The organism is Streptomyces sp. NPDC056738, assembly GCF_042790435.1.
Classification (GTDB): Bacteria; Actinomycetota; Actinomycetes; order Streptomycetales; family Streptomycetaceae; genus Streptomyces.
This window is the reverse complement of sequence record NZ_JBHTZF010000003.1, coordinates 361805-381485: the sequence shown is the minus strand read 5'-3', so window position 1 is coordinate 381485 and position 19681 is coordinate 361805. Positions and strand designations below refer to the sequence as shown.

The window sequence follows — 19681 nt, the reverse complement described above, 5'->3', positions numbered from 1 at the left end:
GTTCTCTCCTGGTCAGCGTTTCTTCTGGATGTCGCCCCAGATGGAGCGGAGGACGAGGGCGAGGATTGCGACGGACATGCCGCAGATGGCGATGGCGATGGAGGCGAACGCGATGCCGACGCCGCCGACGCACACGGCAGCTCCGATGCCCAGCCACTCGCCGGGGCTGCGGCCCTGACGGTGTGCCTGGTGGCATGCGGGCGGCTGGGCGGCGGGCTGCTGGTGGGCGAGCTTGGCCAGCTCGACGGCGGCCAGCGCGAGCTGCACAGCGGCCGTGTTCGTGGCGGCTTCGGAGGCTGCTGCCTCGGCCTTGGCGAGGGCGTCGCTCATGTCAGCCACCTCCGGGCGCGGCGGGCGATGGCGGGACGGGCCAGGACGCCGAGGACGAAGGTGAGGACGGTGGGCTGGGCGATGGAGGACAGCGTCTCGGCGGTGAGCGACAGAGCGGCGAGTACGAACAGGAGCGTGCTGGAGAGCGCGCCGAAGAGGATGGGCTTCATGCCCTCACCTCCACTGGTCCGAATCCCCAATCGGGGAGCTGGTTGGGGTGGAAGAGGTTGCGTCCTGAGGGCGTCTTGCTGTGGACGGTGAGCCGTCCCACGGCGACCCAGGAGCGGACGGTGGACTGCTCGATGCGGTAGTGCCGGGCGACGTCCGCGGACGTCATGAGGGGCGGCTCGGGACGCGGTTCGTCCTCTGCGTCCTCGCCCGTCCCGGGCAACAGTTCGTGTGTCCTGCTGCCGTCCCGGGCGTCCTCCCGTTCCAGGATCACGGTGGGGCCGGATCGAGCAACGAGGGGCAGCAGGCGGACGTCTGGCGGGACGACCTCGGGGATGGGGCGGACGCTCGGGACGGCGGCGGCCGCGGTCGCGTCCTCAGCGTCCGAGGCGTCCTGGTGGGCGTCCGGCGGGCTGGCCGCGAGGTGCAGCAGATGGCCGACGACGGCGGGCGGGACGAGGCTGGTGACCGCGATCAGGACGGGCTGATCGGCGACGACGTGCCCAGTGGTGATCAGGTGGGACACGACCTGGGCGGCCATGGCGAGGCCGAGGGCGAGGCAGGCGCCGACGATGGCGGACCACCGGCCCCGGTCGCCGGGGCGGCGGGTGGAGGCGACGGCGGCCGCGATGCCCGCGTAGGCGGACAGGACGACCGGCATGCCGTAGGTGAAGGGATCGGCCCACCCGGCGGTCTCGGCAAGGTGGTACTCCCCGGGCGCGCACATGAGGAGGGCGACGCCGAGGACGATGGGGCGGCCGCCGGCCGTGAGGCCACGGACCCAGAGCGGGGCGGACTGGCGGCGGCCGACGTGCGGGGCGGTCCGCTTGAACGGGCGGATAAGCCAGGCGAGGACGCGGTTCATCGGGCACCGTCCTCTCGGAACGACGCGTAGTCGCCGGGCGGGTAGACGTAGTTGCTGAGCGCGCCCTCGGCGGCGACGGCCGCCGCGCCGAGGGTGGCGACGACCGCCGCGGTGCCGGAGTGGCCGTGCTGCGCGGCCGCGTGCGCAGCCACGGAGGCGACCTGGGTGGCGCGTCGGGCGGAGGCCGGGGAGCCGTCGCTGGTGTTCATGGCCCCGTACAGGGCGTCGCGGGCGCGGTCTCGGAGGCTCATCGACCACCGCCCGGCAGCGTCCTCGGGTCCTGCTTGGGCAGCGGGTGCTCGGCGAGGTGCGCGGTGAGGGCGCGGCCCTGCTTGGCGAGGCCGGGGTGGTGGAGGCTGGCGCAGAGGTGGCAGTCGCGCGGGTTGTGCTTCATCGCGCACCGCCGGCGGAGGCCTGGAACACGCGGATCGCGGCACCGTCGGGGGCGTCCGACAGGGCGTAGACGCGGCCGCCGTCGAGGGCGGCGAGGAGGCGGGCGGCGTGGTACTCGCAGCCGCTGGCCCCGTGGTTGGCCGCGTCGAGGACGGTGACGGCGACCGGGCCCCGGCAGGGGGTGGGGTCGCTGGGGTACGCGGCGGGGCAGCGGCGGCCGGACGGCTCTGCGGCGAGCAGCTGGCCGGGCGCACCGCGCCGGTGGGCGTTGCGGGAGTAGTCCTCGTCGCACAGGCGGTGCAGCTCGGCGAGGCGAGCGGACTTGGGGATGTTGGCCCCGGCGAGAGGCCGGGACGCGCTGGTGGTGCCCATGGTTGCGGGCATGGAAAGATCGGTCATGCCGACTCCTGCTGAGATCAGGATGTTCGGTAGAGGGTCGGACGGCGCGCGCGCCTCCTCGGTGCTCCAACACCGCGGAGAGCTGCTGTCCGGCCCTCGCTGTCTATTCGGTTGTGGTGGCGCCCTTCTTGCTTCTCTTCGCGTCGCGCTTCAGTGCCTGGTCGACCGCCTGCCAACTGCGGCCACGGTCCCGGGCTACCTCAGCGACGGTGCCCAGTTCCGCTACGCCATCGCGCAGGGCCTGGGCTCGTCGTGCGGCGGACTCGGAGGTGAGGTCGCGCAGCTGCTCCAACAGCCGTTCTTCCTCAGCCAACCGTTGCCGCCAGGGCTTCGGTTCCATCCCCTAGACGATATCCAACACCGGTATTGGATGCAAGTGGTTCAGGCCGCCGTGTCGCTGTCCTTGAGCCGGGGCTTCGGCTTGGCCGGGGCCTGGTAGTGCAGCAGCAGGAGCAGGTCCTGCTCGCTGCGGTACGCGGTGCGGCACTGGCGGCAGCGGATGCTGGTCTGGCCGGCGGTGTGCGTGAGCTCGGCTCCGCACACCGTGCCCTCGTCGTCGGTCACGGCCACGCACGTACCGATCACCTTCGGTCGGGGTGCCGGGTCGCCGACGGTGCCCCGGGCCTGGTTCGTCAGGGTGCGCACCTCGCGCGCCATCTCCCCGACCGCCGGGTAGTGGGCGACGATCCATTCCAGTTCGGTGGCGAGCCACCGGCAGATCGCGGCGAGCGTGTCGAGGGGCGGCTCGGTGTGCTGCGGCCAACGCACCCGCTGCACGTCCACCCGCCACGAGTGCATGACCCGCAGGGTGGTGGCGTCGGTCATCTCGTCGAGCACGCCCTCGTCGATCGGCGACTTGGGGCCGGCCGCCCCGCGGGTCGCGACGATCTCACCCCAGCCGGAGTTGCGGGGGACCAGGCACTGGGCGGCCTCGGCGTAGAGAGCGGGCAGCTCGGCCAAGAGCTTGGCGAGGGAGCGGGCGTCCCACTCGCACAGGTACAGCGGGCTGCACTCTCGCCCGCAGAGTGCGCAGGGTCGGGGGTCGTTCACAGCAGGACTCCGGTTGGTACGTCGGTGACGGCTCGGGGCCGGTACAGGTCGTCTTCGTCCTCGTCGTCTTCGTCGTCCCAGATCTCCAGTTGCGTGGTGCGGTGTGCCGGGATGGCCAGGGGATGGGGCCCGGCGGTGTGCGTACCGACGACGCGGCGAGGGCGGGGCGCCAGGGCGGCCTGCAGGCGCTTGCGGCAGGTGGGGCCGAGGCGGAGCCGCCGGGACTCCTGATCGCGCAGGAGGCGGCCGCACGCCATACAGGAGGCGGCCTCTCCGGTCGCGCCGCCCCGGCCCGTCACGCTGCGGCCTCGGTGTCGACGTCGGGGGCCGGCGGGCTCGGTCGCTTCTCGCCAGTCCTGCCGACAGCGGCGGCCAGTTCGTCCCAGTGCCGGTCCTGCTCCTGCTGTGTCCACAGGCTGTGGGCATCGACGGGACGGTCGGGGCGAACGGGAACCTCCTCGAGGAGAAGGCGCTCCAACGGGTTCATGCGAGGGTCACCTGCGCTTCCTGGATGCGGCGGGGGTGGACACCAGCCATCTGCTGGCCGTTGACGTGGCACGGGGTGCCGGGCGTGACCTGGCACTCGGGGCAGCAGGCGATGGAGGCCGCCCAGGCGGCGATGCGCGACGGGTGCAGCTTGGCGAGGGTGCGGCCGTTGACGCGGACGATGCACGCCTGGTGGGCGCGTGCGTGGCAGGGCTCGTGCGGGCAGGGCACGGACCGGGCGGGATGGGCGCGGGCGCGGAAGCCGTGACGGATGCCGGCGGGCATCGGGGCGCCTTGGTGGTGTCCCATGGCTCACGCCTCCCTCGGCACGGCGGTGTCGAGCGCGGCGTCGAGCAGCGGGGTGGAGATCCAGACCGGGTACTCCTTGGCGAGCGCCTGGACGCGGCCGATGACGGTGTCGGCCCGCTCGATGCGGCAGGCGTAGCACCAGTCCGCGCACGGCAGTTGTTCCGTGGTGCCGTCCGGGCGGAGCACGGAGAACTGCATGTGGGTGTCCATGCCGCGCTCGATGAAGGCGAGCCAGCGGACGCGCTCGGCCTCCGCGTCCTCCGCTCGCTGGTACAGCGCTTCGAGCTGCTCGTCGTTGATGGTGGATGCGGTCAGGCGGTCCGTCGGGTGGAGGGGCTGGGTCATGGAGTCACCTCGATGTCTGCGAGCGGAACGTGGGCGACGAGCTGGGCGTGCAGCTCGCGGAGCCTGGCGAATGCCTGGCTGTCACGCTGGTTCAGGCGGCTTCGGGTGGCCCCTGGAATGCGGCCCCAGCAGGCGCGGCACAGGTACTGGCCAGCGCTTCGAGGTCGTGGGCAGGCGAGGCAGACGGGCTTGGTCATGCGCTGTGCCTTTCGGTTGAGGCGAGGTAGTCGGTGCAGCCGGCGCACCGGCCGCTGGCGCCGTAGGGCAGTTGGATCCCGCAGTCGGGTTCGGTGCAGCGGGCGAGCGGCTCGCGGTTCCGGACCGCGGCGAGCGCAGCGCTTCGGCCGGCACCTGGCCCGCTTCTCTGCCCGGTCGATGACTCGTCTTTCACGGCCTCGCCCGCGCGCGGCTGTGGCTGAGGTGAAAGGCCAGCCAGGGTGTGGTCGGGGATGGGGTCCCTACCGGAGGTAGGGGTGTACTGGTAGACCCCCGCCACGGACGCTGTCCGGACCGCGTCCACGGACGCTTTCCGGGGGCGTCCATGGACGCGGTCCGGGTCCTGTCTGGAGAGTTCGGAACCCCCGCTGCGGACGCTGTCCGGAACGTAGCCACGGACGCTGTCCGAAGGGTTTTCCACAGCGTCCGTGGACGCTGTCCGGGATTCGCCGAGGGCCTGCGCGATGTCCGCGGCCTTCTTCTTCGCGTGTGCCTTCCGCTGCCGGGTGTCGGTCATGTGGTGCATGTGCGGGGCCCAGTCCACGCCGCCACCGAGTGGCATGAGCAGCTGGTACATGGAGGAGGCGTTCGGCCGGCGCCTGCGGGCCAGCAGGCCGACGCCCATGAGGACCTTCACCGCGCGGGTCACGGTCTCCTGCGAGCAGCCGGACAGCGTCGCGAGGGTGTCGCGGCCCGGGAATGCGTTGCTGCCGTCGGCGTCCGCGTAGGTGGCGATCCACATGCCCACGGTCGCGACGCGCGCCACCTCGGGGATGCGTCGGCCCACGCGCAAGGTCTCCGCCCTGAGGGCGTTGACCCACGCGTTGCGGGCGCTCTGCACGCGGTCGTCGTCGTTGCTCACCGGGATCTCTCGTCCGTTCAGGAGGTGGTGGCGGAGGCCTGGCGGAGGGCGCGGGCCTCGTTGCGCAGGCGTCGGCGGTACAGGGCGTCCTCGCAGGGCGGGCACAGCGGGATGCCGTCCCGCTCGTGGAGGTCGGCGCCGCGGGTGGTGCCGCAGTGCCCGGTCCACTCGGGGCGGGCGTCGGGGTCGTCGATCGTGTCGTCGTCCCACGCGCCGTGCGGCGCCCACCGGGCGGCCGCCGCGCGCTCGCGGGCTGCCCGGGCGTAGATGTGGGAGACGCCGCACAGGCCGGGGCTGGCCGTGGCGAGGCGGGCGTAGACGGCGGCCACCGTGCGGGCCGTCTCCACGGGGATCGCGGTCGCCGCCATGAGCCGGGCCAGGCGGTAGGGCGTGAGGCCGGTTTCGCGGGCCAGCCGCGCGATCGGCCAACCCGCCACAGCCAGGGCCTGGAGGCGGCGGATTGAGCCTGCCGCGGACACCATGATTACGTCGGTCGCTTCGGCCGTCTGCTCGGTCATGACGTGCCGCCCTTCTGCTGCTCGTCGCGGACCGCGGCGTGCAGCCGGTCAAGGCCGGCCTTCACGTCGGGGTGGTCCAGGAGATAGCTGTCCATGTCGGCGGCAAGGTCCTCGAGGAGCCGCCGGGCGTGCGAACGGCGGCGGCTCCAGCGGGCGATGCGCGCGACGATGACGATCAGCAGGAACGTGGCGGCTCCGAGCAGGAGGAAGAGCGCGACGGCTGCAGTGCCGATGATGAGTTGCCCGGGGACCGGGCCCACGGGGCTCATGCCGCAGTCCTGTTGCGGTAGGTCGTGGTGCCCTGCCAGGTGCGGCAGATGCTGCGGTGGACGGTGGCTCGCTTCGACTGCGCGTAGCCGAACGCCTCGATGACCCCGGCCGAGGCGGCCCGCAGGAACGCGGGTCCCCAACGGTTCGGGCTGTCGGGCTCGTCGACCAGGCCCTCGGCGATCAGGTCGGCGGCCTGGAACTCGACGCCTCGGCGGGCCATCTCCTTGATGGCGTCGGCGCACCGGTCGCCCCAGTCGGTCGGGGTGTTGGCAAGGGCGATGGCCATGCCGTCGGCCTTCGCCGTGTCCCCGGCGGCCGGGTTGACGGTGCCCTCGACGGGCTCGGAGAACTGAAGCTGTTGGGTCACTGGCTGATCTCCCTTCCGCAGGCGCAGAGAACGCGGCCGTCTCGCGCGGTGAGTTGGCGCCAGCGGTGGAACGGGCAGGGGTCCACGAGGGCCTGACCGGTGGGGTGCTGGACGATGGCGTAGCGGGGGTTGTAGGGGCCGCCCATGGCGCGCAGCGGCTGCATGTCGCCGCAGGCGAGGCAGCGGCCGACGCGCCCGCCGGGCAGCTCCTGGTACATCGAGCTGCGGGAGGCGGGACAGTTCTTCGGCGGGGCGACGTCGCGGGGCGAGAAGAGAAGGAGTCGACCGGTTGGGCTGCCGTCCTGCCCGGCCCCGGCCGCGCGGCCCTCGCAGGTGCCGCACACCGGTTCACCGGCCGGTGGTTCATCGGCCGCGAGGAACGCGCCCGCGCGCTCGCTGCCGCCGATGCCGTAGCCGCACCAAGCGCCGTACACGACACGATCGCGCGGGTACCGGGCGCCGGACCGCGGCCGATGCCAGCGGCTCATACCCCGAGTACGAACGAACCGCGGCCCTTCGGTGAGGGCCTCGATGTCCAGGCTGACATCGCTGTGCGTGGCCGGCGGAAGGAGCGGAACCGTCACGGTCGCCCCCCGCGCTGGTGCGGGAAGGCGATGCCGACCATCTGGGCCAGCTCGTCGTCCGACACGGCGTGCTCCGCGTCCGGCATGGTGACGGCGTCGTAGACGTCGCGCGCCCAGCGGGCGTCACCGAGCGCGGTGTGCGCGACGTCCGGGGTCGGGGGCTGAACCTCGACGTTCCGGGATACGTCGTGCGTCTGCCACGGCCATCCAATTGCCTTGCCGACACGGGCGAACCAGGTGGCGTCGAGGTCCTTCCGGGTCCACTCGCTGGCCCGGCCATACAAGGAACCGGCCGCGAGGGTAACGACGTCGACAGCGCGGTAGTGCCACGGGCGCGGCTGCGTGTAGTAGCGGCCGAGCACGTTGGCGAGCATCTCGACGTCGAACGCCGGGTTGGAGCCGATGATGACGGCTCCGTCCAGCAGCGACCGCAGGTGTGCCGCCACCATGTGCGGGTCGTCCCACGTCCATCCCTCGGCGGAGGTCCGCTCGTAGTAGCGGTTGATGCGCAGCGCCTCAGCGGTCGCCATCGTCAGGTCGGGTGCGATGCGGAAGACGTGCTCTTCGTCCTGGTGGTCGTGGCGAAGGATCACGGCGATCTCCCACGGGTCGTGGAGCATCGGGTCCAGACCGGTGGTCTCGGTGTCGACGAACGCCAGGAGCGCGGGCTTCTTGGCGGGACGGTTGGTGCTCATGGGATTCCTTCTGGGGTGTGGGGTGCCGGGCCCGCCCGCTGGGGGGAAGTCGTCGGGCGGGCCCGGCCGGTCGCGGCGCCCTGCATGGGGGAGGCGACAACGGCCTGTCAGGTGGTCAGGTCAGACGGCGTGCAGCGGGCCGTACTGGGCGATCAGGCGGTCCAGGGGGTACGGGTTTTCCTCAATGCCGTCGATGACCATCAGCGGCATGCCGTCCGGGGTGTCGTCACCCGAGTACGTCCACGAGTCGCCGTCCCGGTCTTCCCACGTCTTGCTGAGGTCGTAGGTAATGCCGTCGACCGTGGCGGTGTGCGCGGTGGCTTCGATCCATTCGTCCGCGACGCCCTCACGCGTCAGGCCTTCCTGACGGACAGGCATGTGCAGGCCGGCGAAGTAGCCGAGTTCGTCTAGCAGGACGACAGGCTTGTTCGGTCCCTGCTGCCAGGCGGTGAGCCTCTCGGCTGCGTGCTGCCAGCGGGCGAGGAACCTGGTGGTGAAGCCCGTCACCGGGACGCTGACGGGTTCGGCAGTGAGGGTGGGACGAAGGAACGTCCGCCAGTTCGGGAAGTTCTTGAAGTCTCCCGCGTCGTAGTCGACCGTGAGCTTGCCGCGGCCGGGCGCCTCGAAGGTGAGAGGCGCGGATCGCCCTTCGAGCGGAAGTGACAGGGTGACGGCGAGGCCGGCCTCGGCCGCTGCGTCGAGCCAGGCGGAGACGGCGGCCACGAAACCGCCCGGGAGGTGTCCGGCCCGGTTGCCGTCTTCGACGACGACGACGGGGCGGCGGGAGACCGCGAAGGTGAACCGGTCGGTAGCGGCCGCGTACAGCCAGCCGTTCCGGGCTTCGAGCCGCACGGACGAGATGACGGGGATGCCATCCTCCGCGTCTTCCATGTGCGGGGTGACCTGCTCGAACATGCGGCGAATGCTGCTCGCCTCAATGCTGATCATTACTTCTCCGTGGGATGCTTGTGCGATCCCCCGCCCGATGACCCCGGGCGGGGTTCTGCGTTCGGGTGTGGGGTGCCGGGCCCGCCCGCTGGGGGGAAGTCGTCGGGCGGGCCCGGCCGGTCGCGGCGCCCTGCATGGGGGAGGCGACAACGGCCTGTCAGGTGGTCAGTAGGAGCCGTCCTCGTCGCAGTCGCAGTTCTCGGGGATCTGCTGGCAGTAAGGGCAGCGCGGGCAGTCACAACCGCAGACGTGGCTGCCGTCGCAGTGGCACTGGCACATGCCCTCACCGCACGGCTCGGCGTCGTCGTACTCGGTCATCGGGTTCCCCCTGGTGTGGTGTGGTCGCTGCTCTGTGGGCTGAGACCGAGCGCTTCGAGCAGCTGCTCGCGGTCGGCGTTGTCACGGGCGATGCGGGTGACGAGGCGGGCGGCGGCCGAGCGTTCGTCCTCGGTGGTCTTGCGGCCTGCGGTAGCGAAGCGGTCGGAGCCCCGGGCCCGGCCGGTCACCGCTCGACCCCGTCGGCCGGCGGCGCGAGCTGCTGCCGCAGCTGGCTGACGGTCCGATCGAGGATGGTGGGCAGGTCGATGTAGGCGAAGGCCAGGAAGACGGCCCAGGCTGCGCCGATCTGGACCAGCCACTCGGTGGCGCTCACTCGTCGGCGTCCGGGTCGAAGGCTGAGGAGACCTCGATCGGCGTCACCATGTACCCCGTCGGCCGGGTCATCCCGGGGCCGGGCACGATCGTGGACTTCGTCCGCTCGATGAGTTCCGCTTCGCCGAACTCGGGCTGGTCGAGGGTGTCCTCGTCCTCGCGCCACCAGAGTTGAAGCTCAGTCGTCTTGGCGTGCTCGCGTCGGACGTAAGCCTCGCAGTGCTTCCGCGCCTCGGCGGCCGAGGTGTAGTAGCCCATGACGATCGAGTCGTGCGCGGCCCGGAACATGACCGGGTGTGCGGACTCCAGCTTGGCGAGCCGGTCCCGGTTCTCCCGCAGAGCCTCAGCCGCGAGCGTCAGAGACTCGTTCGTCGAGTGCCGCTCCCCCAACAGCGCGACGACCTGGTCCCGCTGCTGCCGTCGCCCGCGCTGCGCCGAGGCCAGCGCGAGCCGAAGCCGCGCAGTCTCCAACTGCTCCTCGTAGAGGGAGAGGTTCGCGCCGGTCAGTTCTTCCTCGACCTGATCGAGCGTGCGCGGCACTGTACCGACCGGCATGGGTAGCGCGAACGCCATGCCGCGCAGACCGTGGTCGGCAGCCAGCTCCGGAATCGTGGACAGGACCTCGGTGGGAGCGCCGGCCACCGAACCGGCGAGGGCGTACAGGCCGTGGCCGTCGCGAGTGATCGCACGGCGCATCCAGCTCGATCCGTCCTGAGTCGAGACGACCAGCGGGTCGTGTGTCACCGGGGCGCTCATGCCGACACCGCCGCGGACGTAGCGGAGTAGACGGGCGCCGACTTGAACTCGCGACGCCACCGGTACCGCGGGTTCGGCGAGTTGGTCTCGCGCCACTCGATCGGGCCGTAGCACTTCCGCATCGGGTTGTGGCTCCACTCACGCCGGAAGGCTTCAGCACCGCATTCCGGACAGGCGATCAGCGGGCCGATCTTCGACTCGAAGCGGTTCGCCCGGAACGCTGCCTGCCGCTGCCACTTATCCGGCCGCTCGAACTCCAGCGAGCCATCCAGTACTTCGGTGCCGTCGAGGCTCAGATCGGTGGGGTCCTCGCCCCAGTAGGCGAGCGCCTCGTCCTCGCTCTCCGCCGCGACCCAGATCACGCGGGTGACGGTCTCGGTGACGATGATCGGGAAGCTGCGCTCCAGCACGCCCCACGCCTCGCGGGGGGTCTCGTTGTCGAGGAGCTCGTTGACCTCCCAGTTGGGTTGAGGGCGCTGAGGGCGCGGCCAGCGCTGGCCGAGGTAGCCGTGGTCGCCCCGGTGCTTCAGTTCCTCGTCGCACGTCTGATAGCTGCTGCCGGGCTTCGGCTCGCCACACTTCATGCCGGCACCTCGGCGGCCTCGATGACGCGCGGGGCTTCGAGCTGCTCGCTGGTGAGCGTCGTGGACAGGTAACCGGCGAGGTGAACGAGTACGTCGTGCACGACGGCGTCGGCGGCGACCCACGTGTAAGACGGCGTCGCATGCAGCGTGACGGTCGCGGGGCAGATACCGAGCTTGACGCGCCAGTCCTCAAAGTCCTGAACGTCGAGCTGAATGTTGATCTTCGCGGGGAGCGACGCCACGCTGCCGGGCACATCGAAGACGTCATGGACGACGACGTAGGCGCCGGGCAAGTCCGGGTACAGGACGGCCATCTGGTGAAGCAGCTTGAACGCTGCGGCCTGGTGGCCGAGTCCGATGGGACCGGTAATCTGGGTGGTCACGGTGACCTCTGCTTTCTGGATGGTGGAGGCGCCGGTCGGGGGTCGCCGGGACGGGCAAGTCGGGCGGCCCTTCGGCGCGTCTGGGGTCAGGCGGTGAGCGGGACCTGGGCGCCGGCCTCGTTGTTGCGGCGCAGGTCTTCGGCGGTGAACGTGATGCGCCCGCCGTCGCGGTGGCAGAACAGCTCGCGGCGGTAGCACTTCTCGCGGACCGAGCGGACGCTGCGGTAGGGCAGCAGCTGGAGGCGGACGACCTCTTCCGGCGTCCAGCGACGGAATTCGGCCTCGCTCGCCTCGGGTGCCTGGCGGTGGGGGGTGCGGGTCTTCGTGGCCTTCGCGGTCACGGCGTCGTCTCCTCGACGATCAGGCTCTCCGGGACTCGGAGAGCGGCGGCCACCCTGCGGACCTGCTCAGAGCCGACGTCCTCAAGCTGCTCGTTTTCCAAGCGGGACAGGTAGCCACGGTTCAAGCCGGTCTGAGCTTCAAGCTCACGCAGGCTCATCTTTCGGCCGTGACGAACGCCTCTGATCATGACTCCGTTGGGCTTCACGCCTACATTCTGGGCACAGCTTGGCTACGCATGCAAGCAGGCTGCCTACATTTTGGGCGTAGATTTTGAGCCGACGGCTCATGTGGGGTGGATATGCGGCGCGCATGATGCAACCGCCGGGCGCACATGGGGCGCAAAGCTCGGATAACGCGCAGGTCAACAAGCCGGATCTGAGCTATCGGCTTGCAACCGCATGTGTCAGGATGCGGACTATGGATGACAAGACCCAGCGTTTGGGCTCAGCGCTGCAGGCTGCGCGCGAGGGGCGCCGGCCCAAGCTCACCCAGCCCGAGGCTGCCGAGCTGCTCGGCGTCGGGCGCTCCACGGTCCAGAACATCGAGGCCGGGAAGTTCGCCAAGCCCACCAGCACGGTCCGCAGCTACGCCACCCTGCTGGGCTGGCCGGACGATGCCGTCGACCGAGTGCTTGAGGGTGGCCCGGTCCTCGCCCCTGGCCGGGACGCAAGCCCGGCCGACGAAGCCGAGGGGCTGCCGCTCCCGCCGGCAGTCGAGTACGAACTCCGCTCGGCCGAGACCCTCGACTCGGCCGTGATCCCCCTTGGTCCGGACGAAGAGGACGGGCACGTCATCGTCGTGCTGCAGGGGAAGAAGGGTGTCGGGCCAGAGGAGGTGGCACGCATCGCCGCCCGATACCGGAAGGCGCGCCGCTACCTGCAAGGACTCGCCACGGATGATGCGGTTGCAGACTCCTGACTAGTCCTGTCCAGGTACGTGCATTACGCCATTGAGTGTGGTTGCATACACAGACCGTCACCGGGAGGGGGCACCGCTCGGCGAAACGGGGGCAGTCATGCTCACGATCGAGGTCAGGCGGCACAGGAAGGGCGAGAGTTACTTCGAGCCCTGGATCGAGGAACACGACAACGGCTGCACGTTCCACTTCCACTGGGACGACATCAGCGACGAAGGCTGTGACGCCTTCAGTACGGCCTACAACTTGCAGGTTCTGCGATGGCGCCCGCGTCTGCCCGGCAGTCCGCTGGGCCCGCGCATTCCCGTTACCGTGGAACGGCGCGCCGTGATGGACAGGCGTGAAGCTCTGCTCGTACACGACCGCGCGGACCGCGTCGCTTACGCGGTGCGTGCCGATCTCATCTCGGCGCGCGCGGCGGAGAGCATCGCCCGCGCCCAGTCCGAGCGGTCGCCCTACTGGGAGCGTGTACCTGCCCGCGTACTGGCCGGCCTTCGGGTCGGATAGCGGGCGAGGGGAGGGGGGCCGATGGCCTACGCGGAGAAGGTCTACAAGGTACGGGCGGGCAGGACCACCAAGCAGTTCACGTGGCGCTCCCGGTACAAGAAGCCCGATGGGTCGTGGGGGAGCGAGCCCGGGTTTCCGACGAAGAAAGTGGCGGAGGACTGGGGGGAAGAGCAGGAAGCGGCGATCAGGGCGGGCCGGTGGACGGACCCGGACCTGGTGCGCAAGCCGTTCGGGACGTGGGCGCGCGAGTGGATGGCGGCGAAGTCGCCGCGCGGTCGGACGACCGAGACGCGGTGGGAGCGTCTGGAGCGGCACATTCTGCCGCGGTGGGAGCACGTGCCGCTGGGCGCCATCACCTGGTTCGACGCGGAGAACTGGGCGAACTCCCTGGAGTGCGACGACAGTACGGCCACGCAGTGCCTGACCATCATGTCGATGATCCTGACGGGGGCCGTCGACGCGCAGCACCTGCTGGTCAATCCGCTCGCGAACCGGCGGCGGAGCCGGACGGCGGAAGCCAAGGAGCGGGACCGCGAGAAGGCGCCGACGTCCGAACTGTGGGCGCCGCCCGAGGCCGTGCTCCGCGCGGCCCGGCGGGCCGGGCCCGTCAACGGGCTGCACCTGGTGACGACGGCCTTCGCCGGAGTGCGCTGGGGCGAGAGCCTCGCGCTGCGGGCCGAGTCGCTGACAGAGCGACGGGAGCGGGCGGACGGGGCGGAGTTCGTCTGCCCGACGCTGTCGGTCGTCCAGGAGGTGGCGGAGTACCAGCCGCGGGACAAGGACGGGACGAAGCTCGGGCAGGTCCTGGTCCTCGAACCGCTGAAGACCGCGGAGTCGAAGCGGGACATCGACCTGCCGCCCTTCCTCGCCGAGCTGCTGGCCGCGCACGCCGAACGCCACCGGTACGAGTGGCTGTTCTGCACGGTGGGCGGTCTGCACTGGCGGCGGAACAACTTCGGCCGGCAGGTGACCCGGCCCGTGTTCGACGGGCGGAAGAAGCTCGCGGCCACGAAGGGGCACGCGCCCCGGGACGGCTGGGAGCCGATCATGCGGGGGGTGACGATGCGCGCGCTGCGGCACACGCACGACACATACCAGGACCAGATCGGCGTCAAGCCGTCGCTCGCCTACGAACAGGCCGGGCACAAGCGGCCCGGCATCAAGGCCGTGTACCAGCACCCCACTCCGGCCATGCGCAGGGATAGGCTGGAGGGGCTTCAGCAGATCTATGAGCGGGCGATGGGTCATCTCGGGTGGGAGAGGATCTGGGAGAGTTGATCTCCTGAATCTCTCCTAAATGATCTACCCCGCAGGGTGTGACAGCAGGTCAGGGACCAATCGACATCCACTCTTACAAGGCGGATGTCGGCGGTTCGAAACCGTCCGCGCCCACCAGGAAAAAGGCCCCCAGCCGATCATGGCTGGGGGCCTTTGACATCCAGATCTGGCATCAGTGGATCTCGCATGGCACACAGCCGACCGCGGACTGGCCGCAGCCGGGCAACCCGGCTGTGGCCGGTTCCCTCTTCCGGTCCGTGGCTCACTGCCTTCTGACGACTGAGCTTCGACTCCGCCGTGGAAGAGCACCCCAGGAGTGCGCAGCGCGGTAGGACTTTCTCTACTTGATCAAGCCCCGGCTGCGCTCCGCTCCGCCGGGCGCGCTCCCGGTTCTGCTCCGCGCGACGCTCCTGCCTTCGGCCCGCTCCGCGCGGGCTGCGCCGACGCGCGCCCTGAGATGGGTTGGCCGGCGGCATCAGGTCAGAACCCGTCGTGGCTGAGACTGCCCGACTCGCCGGAAGCTTAAGAGGCCATGATCACTCGCCCCATGGCAGCTCCCGCCCAAAGCCGTTCCACCGACCGCGCGCTACCGTGCACCCAGGGGGTGGGCATGAACGACCGGGACCTGCTCGAATTCGAGCCGATGTGGACCACTGAACGTGATCGCTGGGAGCTTTGGCGCACGGGCCTGGGCTACCTGCCGATCTTGAAAGGTGATCCACCGATAGCCGAAGCCATCTGCGATGACGACCTGGCAGACCAAGTGATCGCGGGAATGCTTGCTGCAGGCGTCACAGTCGTAGAACTACCTGACTAGGGGCCGTGCCCTCGCGTGCCCGTTCGGGCGGGGAAGCACGGGGAACCGCAGTCGCCGTCAGGCACCGAGCCGCAAAACGGCCCTTGACCGTGTCACCTGGTCAAGCGCCGTTCCTGCTGGCGGTGGGTGTGGGACTTGGACCCGCGGTGACTCGCGCCATGACGGTTTTCAAGACCGTGTACGGATCGACGCCCCCAAGGCGTCGAGTGCGCCCACGGCTGTGTGGATATGAGCCGGGCCGCGACGCAATCGTTCTCCCGCACACCACCAGAACAGTCGCTCCTGTGCATCCTCCCTTGGATGCACGCCCAGGCCATGCTCGGGGCACAGGGGCCACGCCTGCCACAGAAGCTCTATGACGGTCTCCTGCGCGGCATCGGCGACGCTCGCCAGTGCAGAGGCAAGGCTGTCCTGTGAGTCCGGGTCCAGGTGATTGCCGTGCCACTCGCCGTTGGCCATGGCGACGTAGACGTTCTCCGGCTCATCCGCATCGTAGGACGGAAGGGCCAGCAGTTGCAGGGGTTCCAGCTGGGGAAGCGTCACCGCCAGGTCCCGGTTCAGAAGGGCGAGAGCCTGGTCCCACACGGGGTATTCGCCCGGCGAGACGCGGCGGGGATCGGGGAGGTCGAAAAGAGCGCACATGCGCACCATCCTCCGCCACACCAGGGACAGCCCCGATCGCTCAACAGCGTCGCCCCCTGCAAAATTGCGTGTGGCGGCTGACATCAGCTGCTGACACCAACAAGCACGAACAGCAGCACTCGGCGGTGGACCTCAGTGGGCGACCGGCTTAGGCGCAGGCCAGGTTCACCGATGTCGACAGTCCGCTGTGATCGACCTGATGAGGAAGCGGACCCAGTGCAAAGCGTCCGTGTGCAGCCCGGATCAGTCTTCGGCGTCGTGGTAGTAGACTGTAAGGCTTGGCCGATAGCCGTCCGCGGTGATCTCCGTATGCATGACGAGATCCTGAACCTCGACCGAGCCAAGGCTTTCGATGGAGTCTGCGACTCTGCGGAGCAGCGCAGGCACGTCATCCTGCCCGGTTCCCTCCGGGTTGGCCTGGGAGAAGTGTTTGATCGTCCACGGTTCCATGTGCTGATGATCGCGCAAGCGCCAGCCGTCGATGCTGTCCCGTCCAGGCGGACCATCTAGGGGTGCTGTACAGCGGCGAAGTACAGCAACCTCCGCGCTTCCGAACGACCGTCACCAGGCCCAAGCAGCCGAATGACGTGCCTGTCAGACCTCAGAGGGGCAGGGGCTCGGGTTGATCCTCTTCGTTAGTGGCGCTGTGCTTCAGATCCTCGGGAGGCCACGCCAAGGGAGCCGGGCTTCTGACATCAAGGGCTGACACCAACAGCCCCCAACTGCACCGGGGACATGCATCCGATCTACCGGACTCGTGGACCGGTACGGTCGTCAACGCCGGACCGCTTCCATCGGTCTGAACTCGGCGAACCAATGCGGCCAGAGCGCGTGTTGTTCAGCGCAGTGAGCGGCGTTCGTCCACACGGCGTGGTGGGTCTCCCAGGAACGTGCCGGGCTCCGTGGAGCCGTAGAAGATGTTGAACGTCTCCAGTCGGTACGACCATTCACCGCCGCAGCTCCCTACCAACCGGTAGTTGATCTGCCACTGCAGCCACTGACCGGGAGCCAGGCGAACGGCAGGCGGGCGTCGGTTGCGTCGAGGCATGCCGAACATGGTCACCTCTGGTGGATCCACGCGCAGGAGCCCGTCCATCTCGCGAAGGACTGTCCCGGGACTTGAGAGATCCCGCACTCGCATGCGAGGCGCGAAGGCTTCGGACTCCCGCATGGCGACCTCGTGCAGGGCAGAACTCAACCCCTGAGGCAGCAAGAAGGCCGTCGGAGCGGCGTTCCTCCGGGCAGCTTCAGCGCCGCCGCGGGACTTCTTGGTCCACGACGTGAGCACCCGCTGAACGACAGCATCCATGGGCTCGATCATCAGGCAGGACATGCCGCCGCGGCCACGGGATTACCCGCCCGGGCAGGTCTCCTTCTCGGCGCTCGCGCCTGATCCGTTCTCATCTAGGTCAGAATCTGACCTCTATGGCTCATAGCGTTCTTCTTGTCCGGCGGAACTTGAACCATGGAAGGCAGCGATCATGAGTGAGACCGTGACTGGCGACCTGCGACCCGGCCAAGGAGCCGAGCGTCAGTGGTGAGCGTGCCGACCTGTTGGACGTACTGGCCAAGCACCGGCGCTTCCTGATCTTCACCACCCGTGACCTCACCGACGAGCAGGCCGGGATTCGTACCACCGCCAGTCAGCTTTGTCTGGGCGGCTTGGTCAAGCATGTCACCTCGGTCGAGCGGTCCTGGGCGCAGTTCATCCTGGACGGGCCGTCCGCGATGCCCGACTTCACCAACATGACCGAGGCCGACTGGGCCCGGCGGGCCGACGAGTTCCGGATGCTGCCCGGTGAGACGCTGGCCGGCGTCCTCGCCGACTACGCCGAAGTGGCCCGTCGGACGGACGAGTTGGTTGGCTCACTGCCCGACCTGGGTGCCACGCAACCGCTGCCGGAGGCCCCGTGGTCCGAGCCGGGTGGGCGATGGTCGGCCCGCCGCGCGCTCATGCACATCATCGCCGAGACGGCCCAGCACGCCGGCCACGCCGACATCATCCGCGAGTCCCTGGACGGCGCCAAGACCATGGGGTAGGTGGCGGCGTTCGGTGGGTCGTATCGGTCCCAAGGCTCCAAGGCTCCAAGGCCTCAAGACCCCAAGGCCTCAAGACCCCAAGGCCTCAAGACCCCAAGGCCTCAAGACCCCAAGGCCTCAAGACCCCAAGCGGTTGGGCGGGCGACCGACATCTACGGGAGCGGACCTCGACGGTCGGAAGCGTCCGCTCCCGGTCTCACCTCATGCCGCGTGCGATCCGTCTCCGGGCTATTCCTCCTGGGCCGGTGTGCCTCGGCCTATGGTCATCGACCAGCGCACGCCCGACGGGGCCTGGACGGATACGACTCCGGCGCGGTCCGCGCCTTTGACCGCCACCTCGTTGTAGGTGGTGTTCACCTCGTCTGCGACGCAGTCCAGCGGGAACGAGACCTTGACGGACTGCACCGCGACCTTGATCGTCCCCGTGCCCCGACAGTTCACCGCGACGATCAGCGCGTCGCTCTTCCTGCCCTCGCTGAACGCGATACTGGCACTCCCGCTGGTCACGTCCTGGTGGCCGGCGAGCGTTTCGCCGCTGTCCAGCCCCGGGGGCTTCTGGGCGGGAGGCTCAGTGGTGCTCGGCGGGGTGGTGACGGCCGCGCTCGGAGCGGACGAGTGCGTGGGCCGGCTGGGCCGCCCGGCATCGGCGTGATCCGACGTGCAGGCAGCGACCGTGAGGAGCGCGGCGACGCACGCGACGCTCAGCCCCACGGTTGTTCGGTGCGACAAGTGACGGCTCCTGGGTGGTCCGACGGATGCGGTGCGGCATGTAGTTGGGCACGTTTCCGTTGTCGCCCCTGCCGCAGTCGACGTACCCCTCCCGGCGCGCGTGCACGCGCGAACTCGCCTGCTCTCTGGGCCAGTTGCGTCGCATGTGGCGGCGAAGGGGCGCAACCACGGCAACCCCTCACGCCGTCAGTGTTCTTGCCCGGCCCTGGCCGTACCCGAGCCTGTCACCGTAGATCGCTACGATGCGCGCGGCTCCGCGCCCCATGAGGCGCGGAAACGTTTCCGAGGGGGATACCTGTGCTCGTCCTGTCCATTCTGCTGCTCATAACTGCCTTGGTTCTCTTCTTCGTCGGCCGCGGCCGCACCGCCGCGGGCAACTGGAAGCTCGGCGCGGTGCTCAGTGCCGTGGCGGGCCTGTTGGCGGGTCTCTTCGCCTGCGTCCACGTCGTGAGCGCCTCCGAGGTCGGCGTGCCGGTGACGTTCGGCAAGACCGGTACCCCGCTGGTCTCGGGCATCCACTTCAAGTCCCCGTTCACCGACGTCACGTCCTTCTCCACCCGTCCGGTGGATCTCGACCTCAACGGCAAGGACGTCGTCGAGGTCCGTTCCTCCCAGGGCGGTGTGCTCTACGCGGACGTCACCATCAAGTGGGCCGTGGCGCCGACCAAGGCGGTCGAGCTGTACCGGCTGGCGGGCAGCGAGGACGCGGTCGAGGAGCGGCTGGTGCTGCCGGACAGCCGCGAGATCATCCGCAACGTCTTCGCCAAGCACACCAGTGAGGAGGGGTACGCGTCCGCGCGCGAGCAGATCAGCTCGGAGATCGCCGCCCTCGTCAAGGAACGCCTGGCGCCCCGCGGCATCGACGTCACCTCCGTCAACCTGCGCAATGTGAGGCCTTCCTCGAAGCTGCAGGACCAGATCGACAAGAAGATCCAGCAGGAGCAGGCCACCGAGCGGGCCACCGAGGCTGCGCGTACGGCGAAGGCGGAGGCGGAGCGTAAGCGGATCGAGGCGGAGGGCATCGCCCGCGCCAACAAGATCATCGAGCAGTCGCTGAGCGACAAGGTGCTGTACAACCAGTGCATCGAGGCCTACAAGGAAGCCGCGAAGGCCAACCCGGTGTACGCGGTGCCGTGCGGTACGGACTCGGGCGGAACGCCGGTCATCGTGGACGGCCGCAAGAAGTGACGCCACCGCGGGCATCACGGCTTGCCTAGCCTTCAGGGCGACA

General features: G+C 69.7%; 37 protein-coding genes. 6 read left to right on the top strand and 31 right to left on the bottom strand.

What is annotated here, in order from left to right:
- Positions 1 to 12 precede the first annotated feature (12 nt).
- The 27 genes from ACFRIC_RS09250 to ACFRIC_RS09120 all read right to left on the bottom strand — a co-directional run bounded on the left by ACFRIC_RS09250 (position 13) and on the right by ACFRIC_RS09120 (position 11726).
- Positions 13 to 330, bottom strand: coding sequence for a hypothetical protein (locus ACFRIC_RS09250; RefSeq protein WP_382781828.1), 318 nt, complete (start codon positions 328 to 330; stop codon positions 13 to 15).
- Positions 327 to 500, bottom strand: coding sequence for a hypothetical protein (locus ACFRIC_RS09245; protein WP_382781825.1), 174 nt, complete (start codon positions 498 to 500; stop codon positions 327 to 329). The genes ACFRIC_RS09250 and ACFRIC_RS09245 overlap by 4 nt, the downstream gene beginning before the upstream one ends.
- On the bottom strand, positions 497 to 1363 hold the full coding sequence (locus ACFRIC_RS09240) for a hypothetical protein (protein ID WP_382781822.1): 867 nt from the start codon (positions 1361 to 1363) through the stop codon (positions 497 to 499). The genes ACFRIC_RS09245 and ACFRIC_RS09240 overlap by 4 nt, the downstream gene beginning before the upstream one ends.
- A complete protein-coding gene (locus tag ACFRIC_RS09235; protein ID WP_382781820.1) occupies positions 1360 to 1614 on the bottom strand; it encodes a hypothetical protein in 255 nt (84 codons plus the stop codon). The genes ACFRIC_RS09240 and ACFRIC_RS09235 overlap by 4 nt, the downstream gene beginning before the upstream one ends.
- Positions 1611 to 1757, bottom strand: a complete 147-nt coding sequence (locus ACFRIC_RS09230; protein ID WP_382781818.1) for a hypothetical protein — start codon at positions 1755 to 1757, stop codon at positions 1611 to 1613. The genes ACFRIC_RS09235 and ACFRIC_RS09230 overlap by 4 nt, the downstream gene beginning before the upstream one ends.
- On the bottom strand, positions 1754 to 2155 hold the full coding sequence (locus tag ACFRIC_RS09225; protein WP_382781815.1) for a hypothetical protein: 402 nt from the start codon (positions 2153 to 2155) through the stop codon (positions 1754 to 1756). Before ACFRIC_RS09225 ends, ACFRIC_RS09230 begins: the two co-directional genes overlap by 4 nt.
- Positions 2156 to 2258: 103 nt before the next feature.
- Entirely contained in the window at positions 2259 to 2495 is a 237-nt protein-coding gene (locus ACFRIC_RS09220) for a hypothetical protein (protein ID WP_382781813.1), read from the bottom strand.
- 41 nt (positions 2496 to 2536) lie between these two features.
- Positions 2537 to 3205, bottom strand: a complete 669-nt coding sequence (locus tag ACFRIC_RS09215) for a hypothetical protein (RefSeq protein ID WP_382781811.1) — start codon at positions 3203 to 3205, stop codon at positions 2537 to 2539.
- Positions 3202 to 3504 carry a DUF6011 domain-containing protein gene (locus ACFRIC_RS09210; protein ID WP_382781808.1) on the bottom strand — a complete coding sequence of 101 codons (303 nt, stop codon included), beginning with the start codon at positions 3502 to 3504 and terminating at the stop codon, positions 3202 to 3204. Before ACFRIC_RS09210 ends, ACFRIC_RS09215 begins: the two co-directional genes overlap by 4 nt.
- A complete protein-coding gene (locus tag ACFRIC_RS09205) occupies positions 3501 to 3692 on the bottom strand; it encodes a hypothetical protein (protein WP_382781805.1) in 192 nt (63 codons plus the stop codon). Before ACFRIC_RS09205 ends, ACFRIC_RS09210 begins: the two co-directional genes overlap by 4 nt.
- Positions 3689 to 4000, bottom strand: coding sequence for a hypothetical protein (locus ACFRIC_RS09200; RefSeq protein ID WP_382781802.1), 312 nt, complete (start codon positions 3998 to 4000; stop codon positions 3689 to 3691). The genes ACFRIC_RS09205 and ACFRIC_RS09200 overlap by 4 nt, the downstream gene beginning before the upstream one ends.
- A 3-nt stretch (positions 4001 to 4003) precedes the next feature.
- Positions 4004 to 4345, bottom strand: a complete 342-nt coding sequence (locus tag ACFRIC_RS09195; RefSeq protein WP_382781799.1) for a hypothetical protein — start codon at positions 4343 to 4345, stop codon at positions 4004 to 4006.
- A 193-nt stretch (positions 4346 to 4538) separates the two neighbouring features.
- A complete protein-coding gene (locus tag ACFRIC_RS09190; protein WP_382781796.1) occupies positions 4539 to 5423 on the bottom strand; it encodes a helix-turn-helix domain-containing protein in 885 nt (294 codons plus the stop codon).
- Positions 5424 to 5440: 17 nt separating this feature from the next.
- Entirely contained in the window at positions 5441 to 5941 is a 501-nt protein-coding gene (locus ACFRIC_RS09185; RefSeq protein ID WP_382781793.1) for a hypothetical protein, read from the bottom strand.
- Complete coding sequence (locus ACFRIC_RS09180) at positions 5938 to 6210, bottom strand: hypothetical protein (RefSeq protein ID WP_382781791.1); 273 nt, start codon at positions 6208 to 6210, stop codon at positions 5938 to 5940. The genes ACFRIC_RS09185 and ACFRIC_RS09180 overlap by 4 nt, the downstream gene beginning before the upstream one ends.
- On the bottom strand, positions 6207 to 6578 hold the full coding sequence (locus tag ACFRIC_RS09175) for a hypothetical protein (RefSeq protein WP_382781788.1): 372 nt from the start codon (positions 6576 to 6578) through the stop codon (positions 6207 to 6209). Before ACFRIC_RS09175 ends, ACFRIC_RS09180 begins: the two co-directional genes overlap by 4 nt.
- Positions 6575 to 7012, bottom strand: a complete 438-nt coding sequence (locus tag ACFRIC_RS09170; protein ID WP_382781786.1) for a hypothetical protein — start codon at positions 7010 to 7012, stop codon at positions 6575 to 6577. The genes ACFRIC_RS09175 and ACFRIC_RS09170 overlap by 4 nt, the downstream gene beginning before the upstream one ends.
- A 146-nt stretch (positions 7013 to 7158) precedes the next feature.
- Positions 7159 to 7857, bottom strand: coding sequence for an exonuclease domain-containing protein (locus ACFRIC_RS09165; RefSeq protein WP_382781783.1), 699 nt, complete (start codon positions 7855 to 7857; stop codon positions 7159 to 7161).
- A 120-nt stretch (positions 7858 to 7977) separates the two neighbouring features.
- Positions 7978 to 8805 (bottom strand): phiSA1p31-related protein, encoded by an 828-nt coding sequence (locus tag ACFRIC_RS09160; RefSeq protein ID WP_382781781.1) that lies wholly within the window; start codon positions 8803 to 8805, stop codon positions 7978 to 7980.
- A 165-nt stretch (positions 8806 to 8970) separates the two neighbouring features.
- On the bottom strand, positions 8971 to 9123 hold the full coding sequence (locus tag ACFRIC_RS09155; RefSeq protein WP_382781778.1) for a hypothetical protein: 153 nt from the start codon (positions 9121 to 9123) through the stop codon (positions 8971 to 8973).
- Entirely contained in the window at positions 9120 to 9311 is a 192-nt protein-coding gene (locus ACFRIC_RS09150; RefSeq protein WP_382781775.1) for a hypothetical protein, read from the bottom strand. The genes ACFRIC_RS09155 and ACFRIC_RS09150 overlap by 4 nt, the downstream gene beginning before the upstream one ends.
- A complete protein-coding gene (locus tag ACFRIC_RS09145; protein WP_382781773.1) occupies positions 9308 to 9457 on the bottom strand; it encodes a hypothetical protein in 150 nt (49 codons plus the stop codon). The genes ACFRIC_RS09150 and ACFRIC_RS09145 overlap by 4 nt, the downstream gene beginning before the upstream one ends.
- Positions 9454 to 10212, bottom strand: a complete 759-nt coding sequence (locus ACFRIC_RS09140) for a hypothetical protein (protein WP_382781770.1) — start codon at positions 10210 to 10212, stop codon at positions 9454 to 9456. Before ACFRIC_RS09140 ends, ACFRIC_RS09145 begins: the two co-directional genes overlap by 4 nt.
- A complete protein-coding gene (locus ACFRIC_RS09135) occupies positions 10209 to 10796 on the bottom strand; it encodes a hypothetical protein (protein ID WP_382781767.1) in 588 nt (195 codons plus the stop codon). The genes ACFRIC_RS09140 and ACFRIC_RS09135 overlap by 4 nt, the downstream gene beginning before the upstream one ends.
- Positions 10793 to 11179, bottom strand: coding sequence for a hypothetical protein (locus ACFRIC_RS09130; RefSeq protein ID WP_382781765.1), 387 nt, complete (start codon positions 11177 to 11179; stop codon positions 10793 to 10795). The genes ACFRIC_RS09135 and ACFRIC_RS09130 overlap by 4 nt, the downstream gene beginning before the upstream one ends.
- An 86-nt stretch (positions 11180 to 11265) precedes the next feature.
- Positions 11266 to 11520 (bottom strand): hypothetical protein, encoded by a 255-nt coding sequence (locus ACFRIC_RS09125; RefSeq protein WP_382781762.1) that lies wholly within the window; start codon positions 11518 to 11520, stop codon positions 11266 to 11268.
- Entirely contained in the window at positions 11517 to 11726 is a 210-nt protein-coding gene (locus tag ACFRIC_RS09120) for a helix-turn-helix domain-containing protein (RefSeq protein WP_382781759.1), read from the bottom strand. The genes ACFRIC_RS09125 and ACFRIC_RS09120 overlap by 4 nt, the downstream gene beginning before the upstream one ends.
- Before the next feature lie 212 nt (positions 11727 to 11938).
- On the opposite strand from ACFRIC_RS09120, the gene ACFRIC_RS09115 reads away from it, so the two are divergent.
- The 4 genes from ACFRIC_RS09115 to ACFRIC_RS09100 all read left to right on the top strand — a co-directional run bounded on the left by ACFRIC_RS09115 (position 11939) and on the right by ACFRIC_RS09100 (position 15039).
- Positions 11939 to 12439, top strand: coding sequence for a helix-turn-helix transcriptional regulator (locus ACFRIC_RS09115; protein WP_382781756.1), 501 nt, complete (start codon positions 11939 to 11941; stop codon positions 12437 to 12439).
- A gap of 97 nt (positions 12440 to 12536) precedes the next feature.
- Positions 12537 to 12944: a hypothetical protein gene (locus tag ACFRIC_RS09110; protein WP_382781753.1), complete on the top strand. Its 408-nt coding sequence runs from the start codon at positions 12537 to 12539 to the stop codon at positions 12942 to 12944.
- A gap of 21 nt (positions 12945 to 12965) precedes the next feature.
- Positions 12966 to 14222: a hypothetical protein gene (locus ACFRIC_RS09105; RefSeq protein ID WP_382781750.1), complete on the top strand. Its 1257-nt coding sequence runs from the start codon at positions 12966 to 12968 to the stop codon at positions 14220 to 14222.
- A 610-nt stretch (positions 14223 to 14832) separates the two neighbouring features.
- On the top strand, positions 14833 to 15039 hold the full coding sequence (locus tag ACFRIC_RS09100; RefSeq protein WP_382781747.1) for a hypothetical protein: 207 nt from the start codon (positions 14833 to 14835) through the stop codon (positions 15037 to 15039).
- A 168-nt stretch (positions 15040 to 15207) separates the two neighbouring features.
- On the opposite strand, the gene ACFRIC_RS09095 is transcribed toward ACFRIC_RS09100, so the two are convergent.
- From ACFRIC_RS09095 to ACFRIC_RS09085, 3 genes are all read right to left on the bottom strand, one after another.
- On the bottom strand, positions 15208 to 15681 hold the full coding sequence (locus tag ACFRIC_RS09095; protein WP_382781744.1) for a hypothetical protein: 474 nt from the start codon (positions 15679 to 15681) through the stop codon (positions 15208 to 15210).
- A gap of 243 nt (positions 15682 to 15924) precedes the next feature.
- The gene (locus ACFRIC_RS09090; RefSeq protein WP_382781742.1) at positions 15925 to 16131 is read right to left on the bottom strand and encodes a hypothetical protein; all 207 of its coding nucleotides are present in this window, start codon (positions 16129 to 16131) and stop codon (positions 15925 to 15927) included.
- 388 nt (positions 16132 to 16519) lie between these two features.
- Positions 16520 to 16729: a hypothetical protein gene (locus ACFRIC_RS09085; protein ID WP_382781739.1), complete on the bottom strand. Its 210-nt coding sequence runs from the start codon at positions 16727 to 16729 to the stop codon at positions 16520 to 16522.
- 449 nt (positions 16730 to 17178) lie between these two features.
- Here ACFRIC_RS09085 and ACFRIC_RS09080 point away from each other — a divergent pair, with 449 nt between their 5' ends.
- The gene (locus ACFRIC_RS09080) at positions 17179 to 17721 is read left to right on the top strand and encodes a DinB family protein (protein ID WP_382782749.1); all 543 of its coding nucleotides are present in this window, start codon (positions 17179 to 17181) and stop codon (positions 17719 to 17721) included.
- A gap of 228 nt (positions 17722 to 17949) precedes the next feature.
- Here the strand turns inward: ACFRIC_RS09080 and ACFRIC_RS09075 are convergent, their stop codons facing one another.
- On the bottom strand, positions 17950 to 18450 hold the full coding sequence (locus tag ACFRIC_RS09075) for a hypothetical protein (RefSeq protein WP_382781736.1): 501 nt from the start codon (positions 18448 to 18450) through the stop codon (positions 17950 to 17952).
- 297 nt (positions 18451 to 18747) lie between these two features.
- On the opposite strand from ACFRIC_RS09075, the gene ACFRIC_RS09070 reads away from it, so the two are divergent.
- A complete protein-coding gene (locus tag ACFRIC_RS09070; RefSeq protein WP_382781734.1) occupies positions 18748 to 19638 on the top strand; it encodes a prohibitin family protein in 891 nt (296 codons plus the stop codon).
- Positions 19639 to 19681 lie beyond the last annotated feature (43 nt).

Excerpts from the sequence above, each read along its gene's own strand:
- ACFRIC_RS09100 (WP_382781747.1), top strand. The coding sequence starts at position 14,833 with ATGAACGACCGGGACCTGCTCGAATTCGAGCCGATGTGGACCACTGAA.
- ACFRIC_RS09115 (WP_382781756.1), top strand. The coding sequence starts at position 11,939 with ATGGATGACAAGACCCAGCGTTTGGGCTCAGCGCTGCAGGCTGCGCGC.
- ACFRIC_RS09245 (WP_382781825.1), bottom strand. The coding sequence starts at position 500 with ATGAAGCCCATCCTCTTCGGCGCGCTCTCCAGCACGCTCCTGTTCGTA.
- ACFRIC_RS09135 (WP_382781767.1), bottom strand. The coding sequence starts at position 10,796 with ATGAAGTGTGGCGAGCCGAAGCCCGGCAGCAGCTATCAGACGTGCGAC.
- ACFRIC_RS09205 (WP_382781805.1), bottom strand. The coding sequence starts at position 3,692 with ATGAACCCGTTGGAGCGCCTTCTCCTCGAGGAGGTTCCCGTTCGCCCC.
- ACFRIC_RS09220 (WP_382781813.1), bottom strand. The coding sequence starts at position 2,495 with ATGGAACCGAAGCCCTGGCGGCAACGGTTGGCTGAGGAAGAACGGCTG.
- ACFRIC_RS09240 (WP_382781822.1), bottom strand. The coding sequence starts at position 1,363 with ATGAACCGCGTCCTCGCCTGGCTTATCCGCCCGTTCAAGCGGACCGCC.
- ACFRIC_RS09235 (WP_382781820.1), bottom strand. The coding sequence starts at position 1,614 with ATGAGCCTCCGAGACCGCGCCCGCGACGCCCTGTACGGGGCCATGAAC.
- ACFRIC_RS09095 (WP_382781744.1), bottom strand. The coding sequence starts at position 15,681 with ATGTGCGCTCTTTTCGACCTCCCCGATCCCCGCCGCGTCTCGCCGGGC.
- ACFRIC_RS09230 (WP_382781818.1), bottom strand. The coding sequence starts at position 1,757 with ATGAAGCACAACCCGCGCGACTGCCACCTCTGCGCCAGCCTCCACCAC.
- ACFRIC_RS09195 (WP_382781799.1), bottom strand. The coding sequence starts at position 4,345 with ATGACCCAGCCCCTCCACCCGACGGACCGCCTGACCGCATCCACCATC.
- ACFRIC_RS09090 (WP_382781742.1), bottom strand. The coding sequence starts at position 16,131 with ATGGAACCGTGGACGATCAAACACTTCTCCCAGGCCAACCCGGAGGGA.
- ACFRIC_RS09085 (WP_382781739.1), bottom strand. The coding sequence starts at position 16,729 with ATGCCTCGACGCAACCGACGCCCGCCTGCCGTTCGCCTGGCTCCCGGT.
- ACFRIC_RS09140 (WP_382781770.1), bottom strand. The coding sequence starts at position 10,212 with ATGAGCGCCCCGGTGACACACGACCCGCTGGTCGTCTCGACTCAGGAC.
- ACFRIC_RS09165 (WP_382781783.1), bottom strand. The coding sequence starts at position 7,857 with ATGAGCACCAACCGTCCCGCCAAGAAGCCCGCGCTCCTGGCGTTCGTC.
- ACFRIC_RS09225 (WP_382781815.1), bottom strand. The coding sequence starts at position 2,155 with ATGACCGATCTTTCCATGCCCGCAACCATGGGCACCACCAGCGCGTCC.
- ACFRIC_RS09110 (WP_382781753.1), top strand. The coding sequence starts at position 12,537 with ATGCTCACGATCGAGGTCAGGCGGCACAGGAAGGGCGAGAGTTACTTC.
- ACFRIC_RS09105 (WP_382781750.1), top strand. The coding sequence starts at position 12,966 with ATGGCCTACGCGGAGAAGGTCTACAAGGTACGGGCGGGCAGGACCACC.
- ACFRIC_RS09155 (WP_382781778.1), bottom strand. The coding sequence starts at position 9,123 with ATGACCGAGTACGACGACGCCGAGCCGTGCGGTGAGGGCATGTGCCAG.
- ACFRIC_RS09200 (WP_382781802.1), bottom strand. The coding sequence starts at position 4,000 with ATGGGACACCACCAAGGCGCCCCGATGCCCGCCGGCATCCGTCACGGC.
- ACFRIC_RS09185 (WP_382781793.1), bottom strand. The coding sequence starts at position 5,941 with ATGACCGAGCAGACGGCCGAAGCGACCGACGTAATCATGGTGTCCGCG.
- ACFRIC_RS09160 (WP_382781781.1), bottom strand. The coding sequence starts at position 8,805 with ATGATCAGCATTGAGGCGAGCAGCATTCGCCGCATGTTCGAGCAGGTC.
- ACFRIC_RS09250 (WP_382781828.1), bottom strand. The coding sequence starts at position 330 with ATGAGCGACGCCCTCGCCAAGGCCGAGGCAGCAGCCTCCGAAGCCGCC.
- ACFRIC_RS09180 (WP_382781791.1), bottom strand. The coding sequence starts at position 6,210 with ATGAGCCCCGTGGGCCCGGTCCCCGGGCAACTCATCATCGGCACTGCA.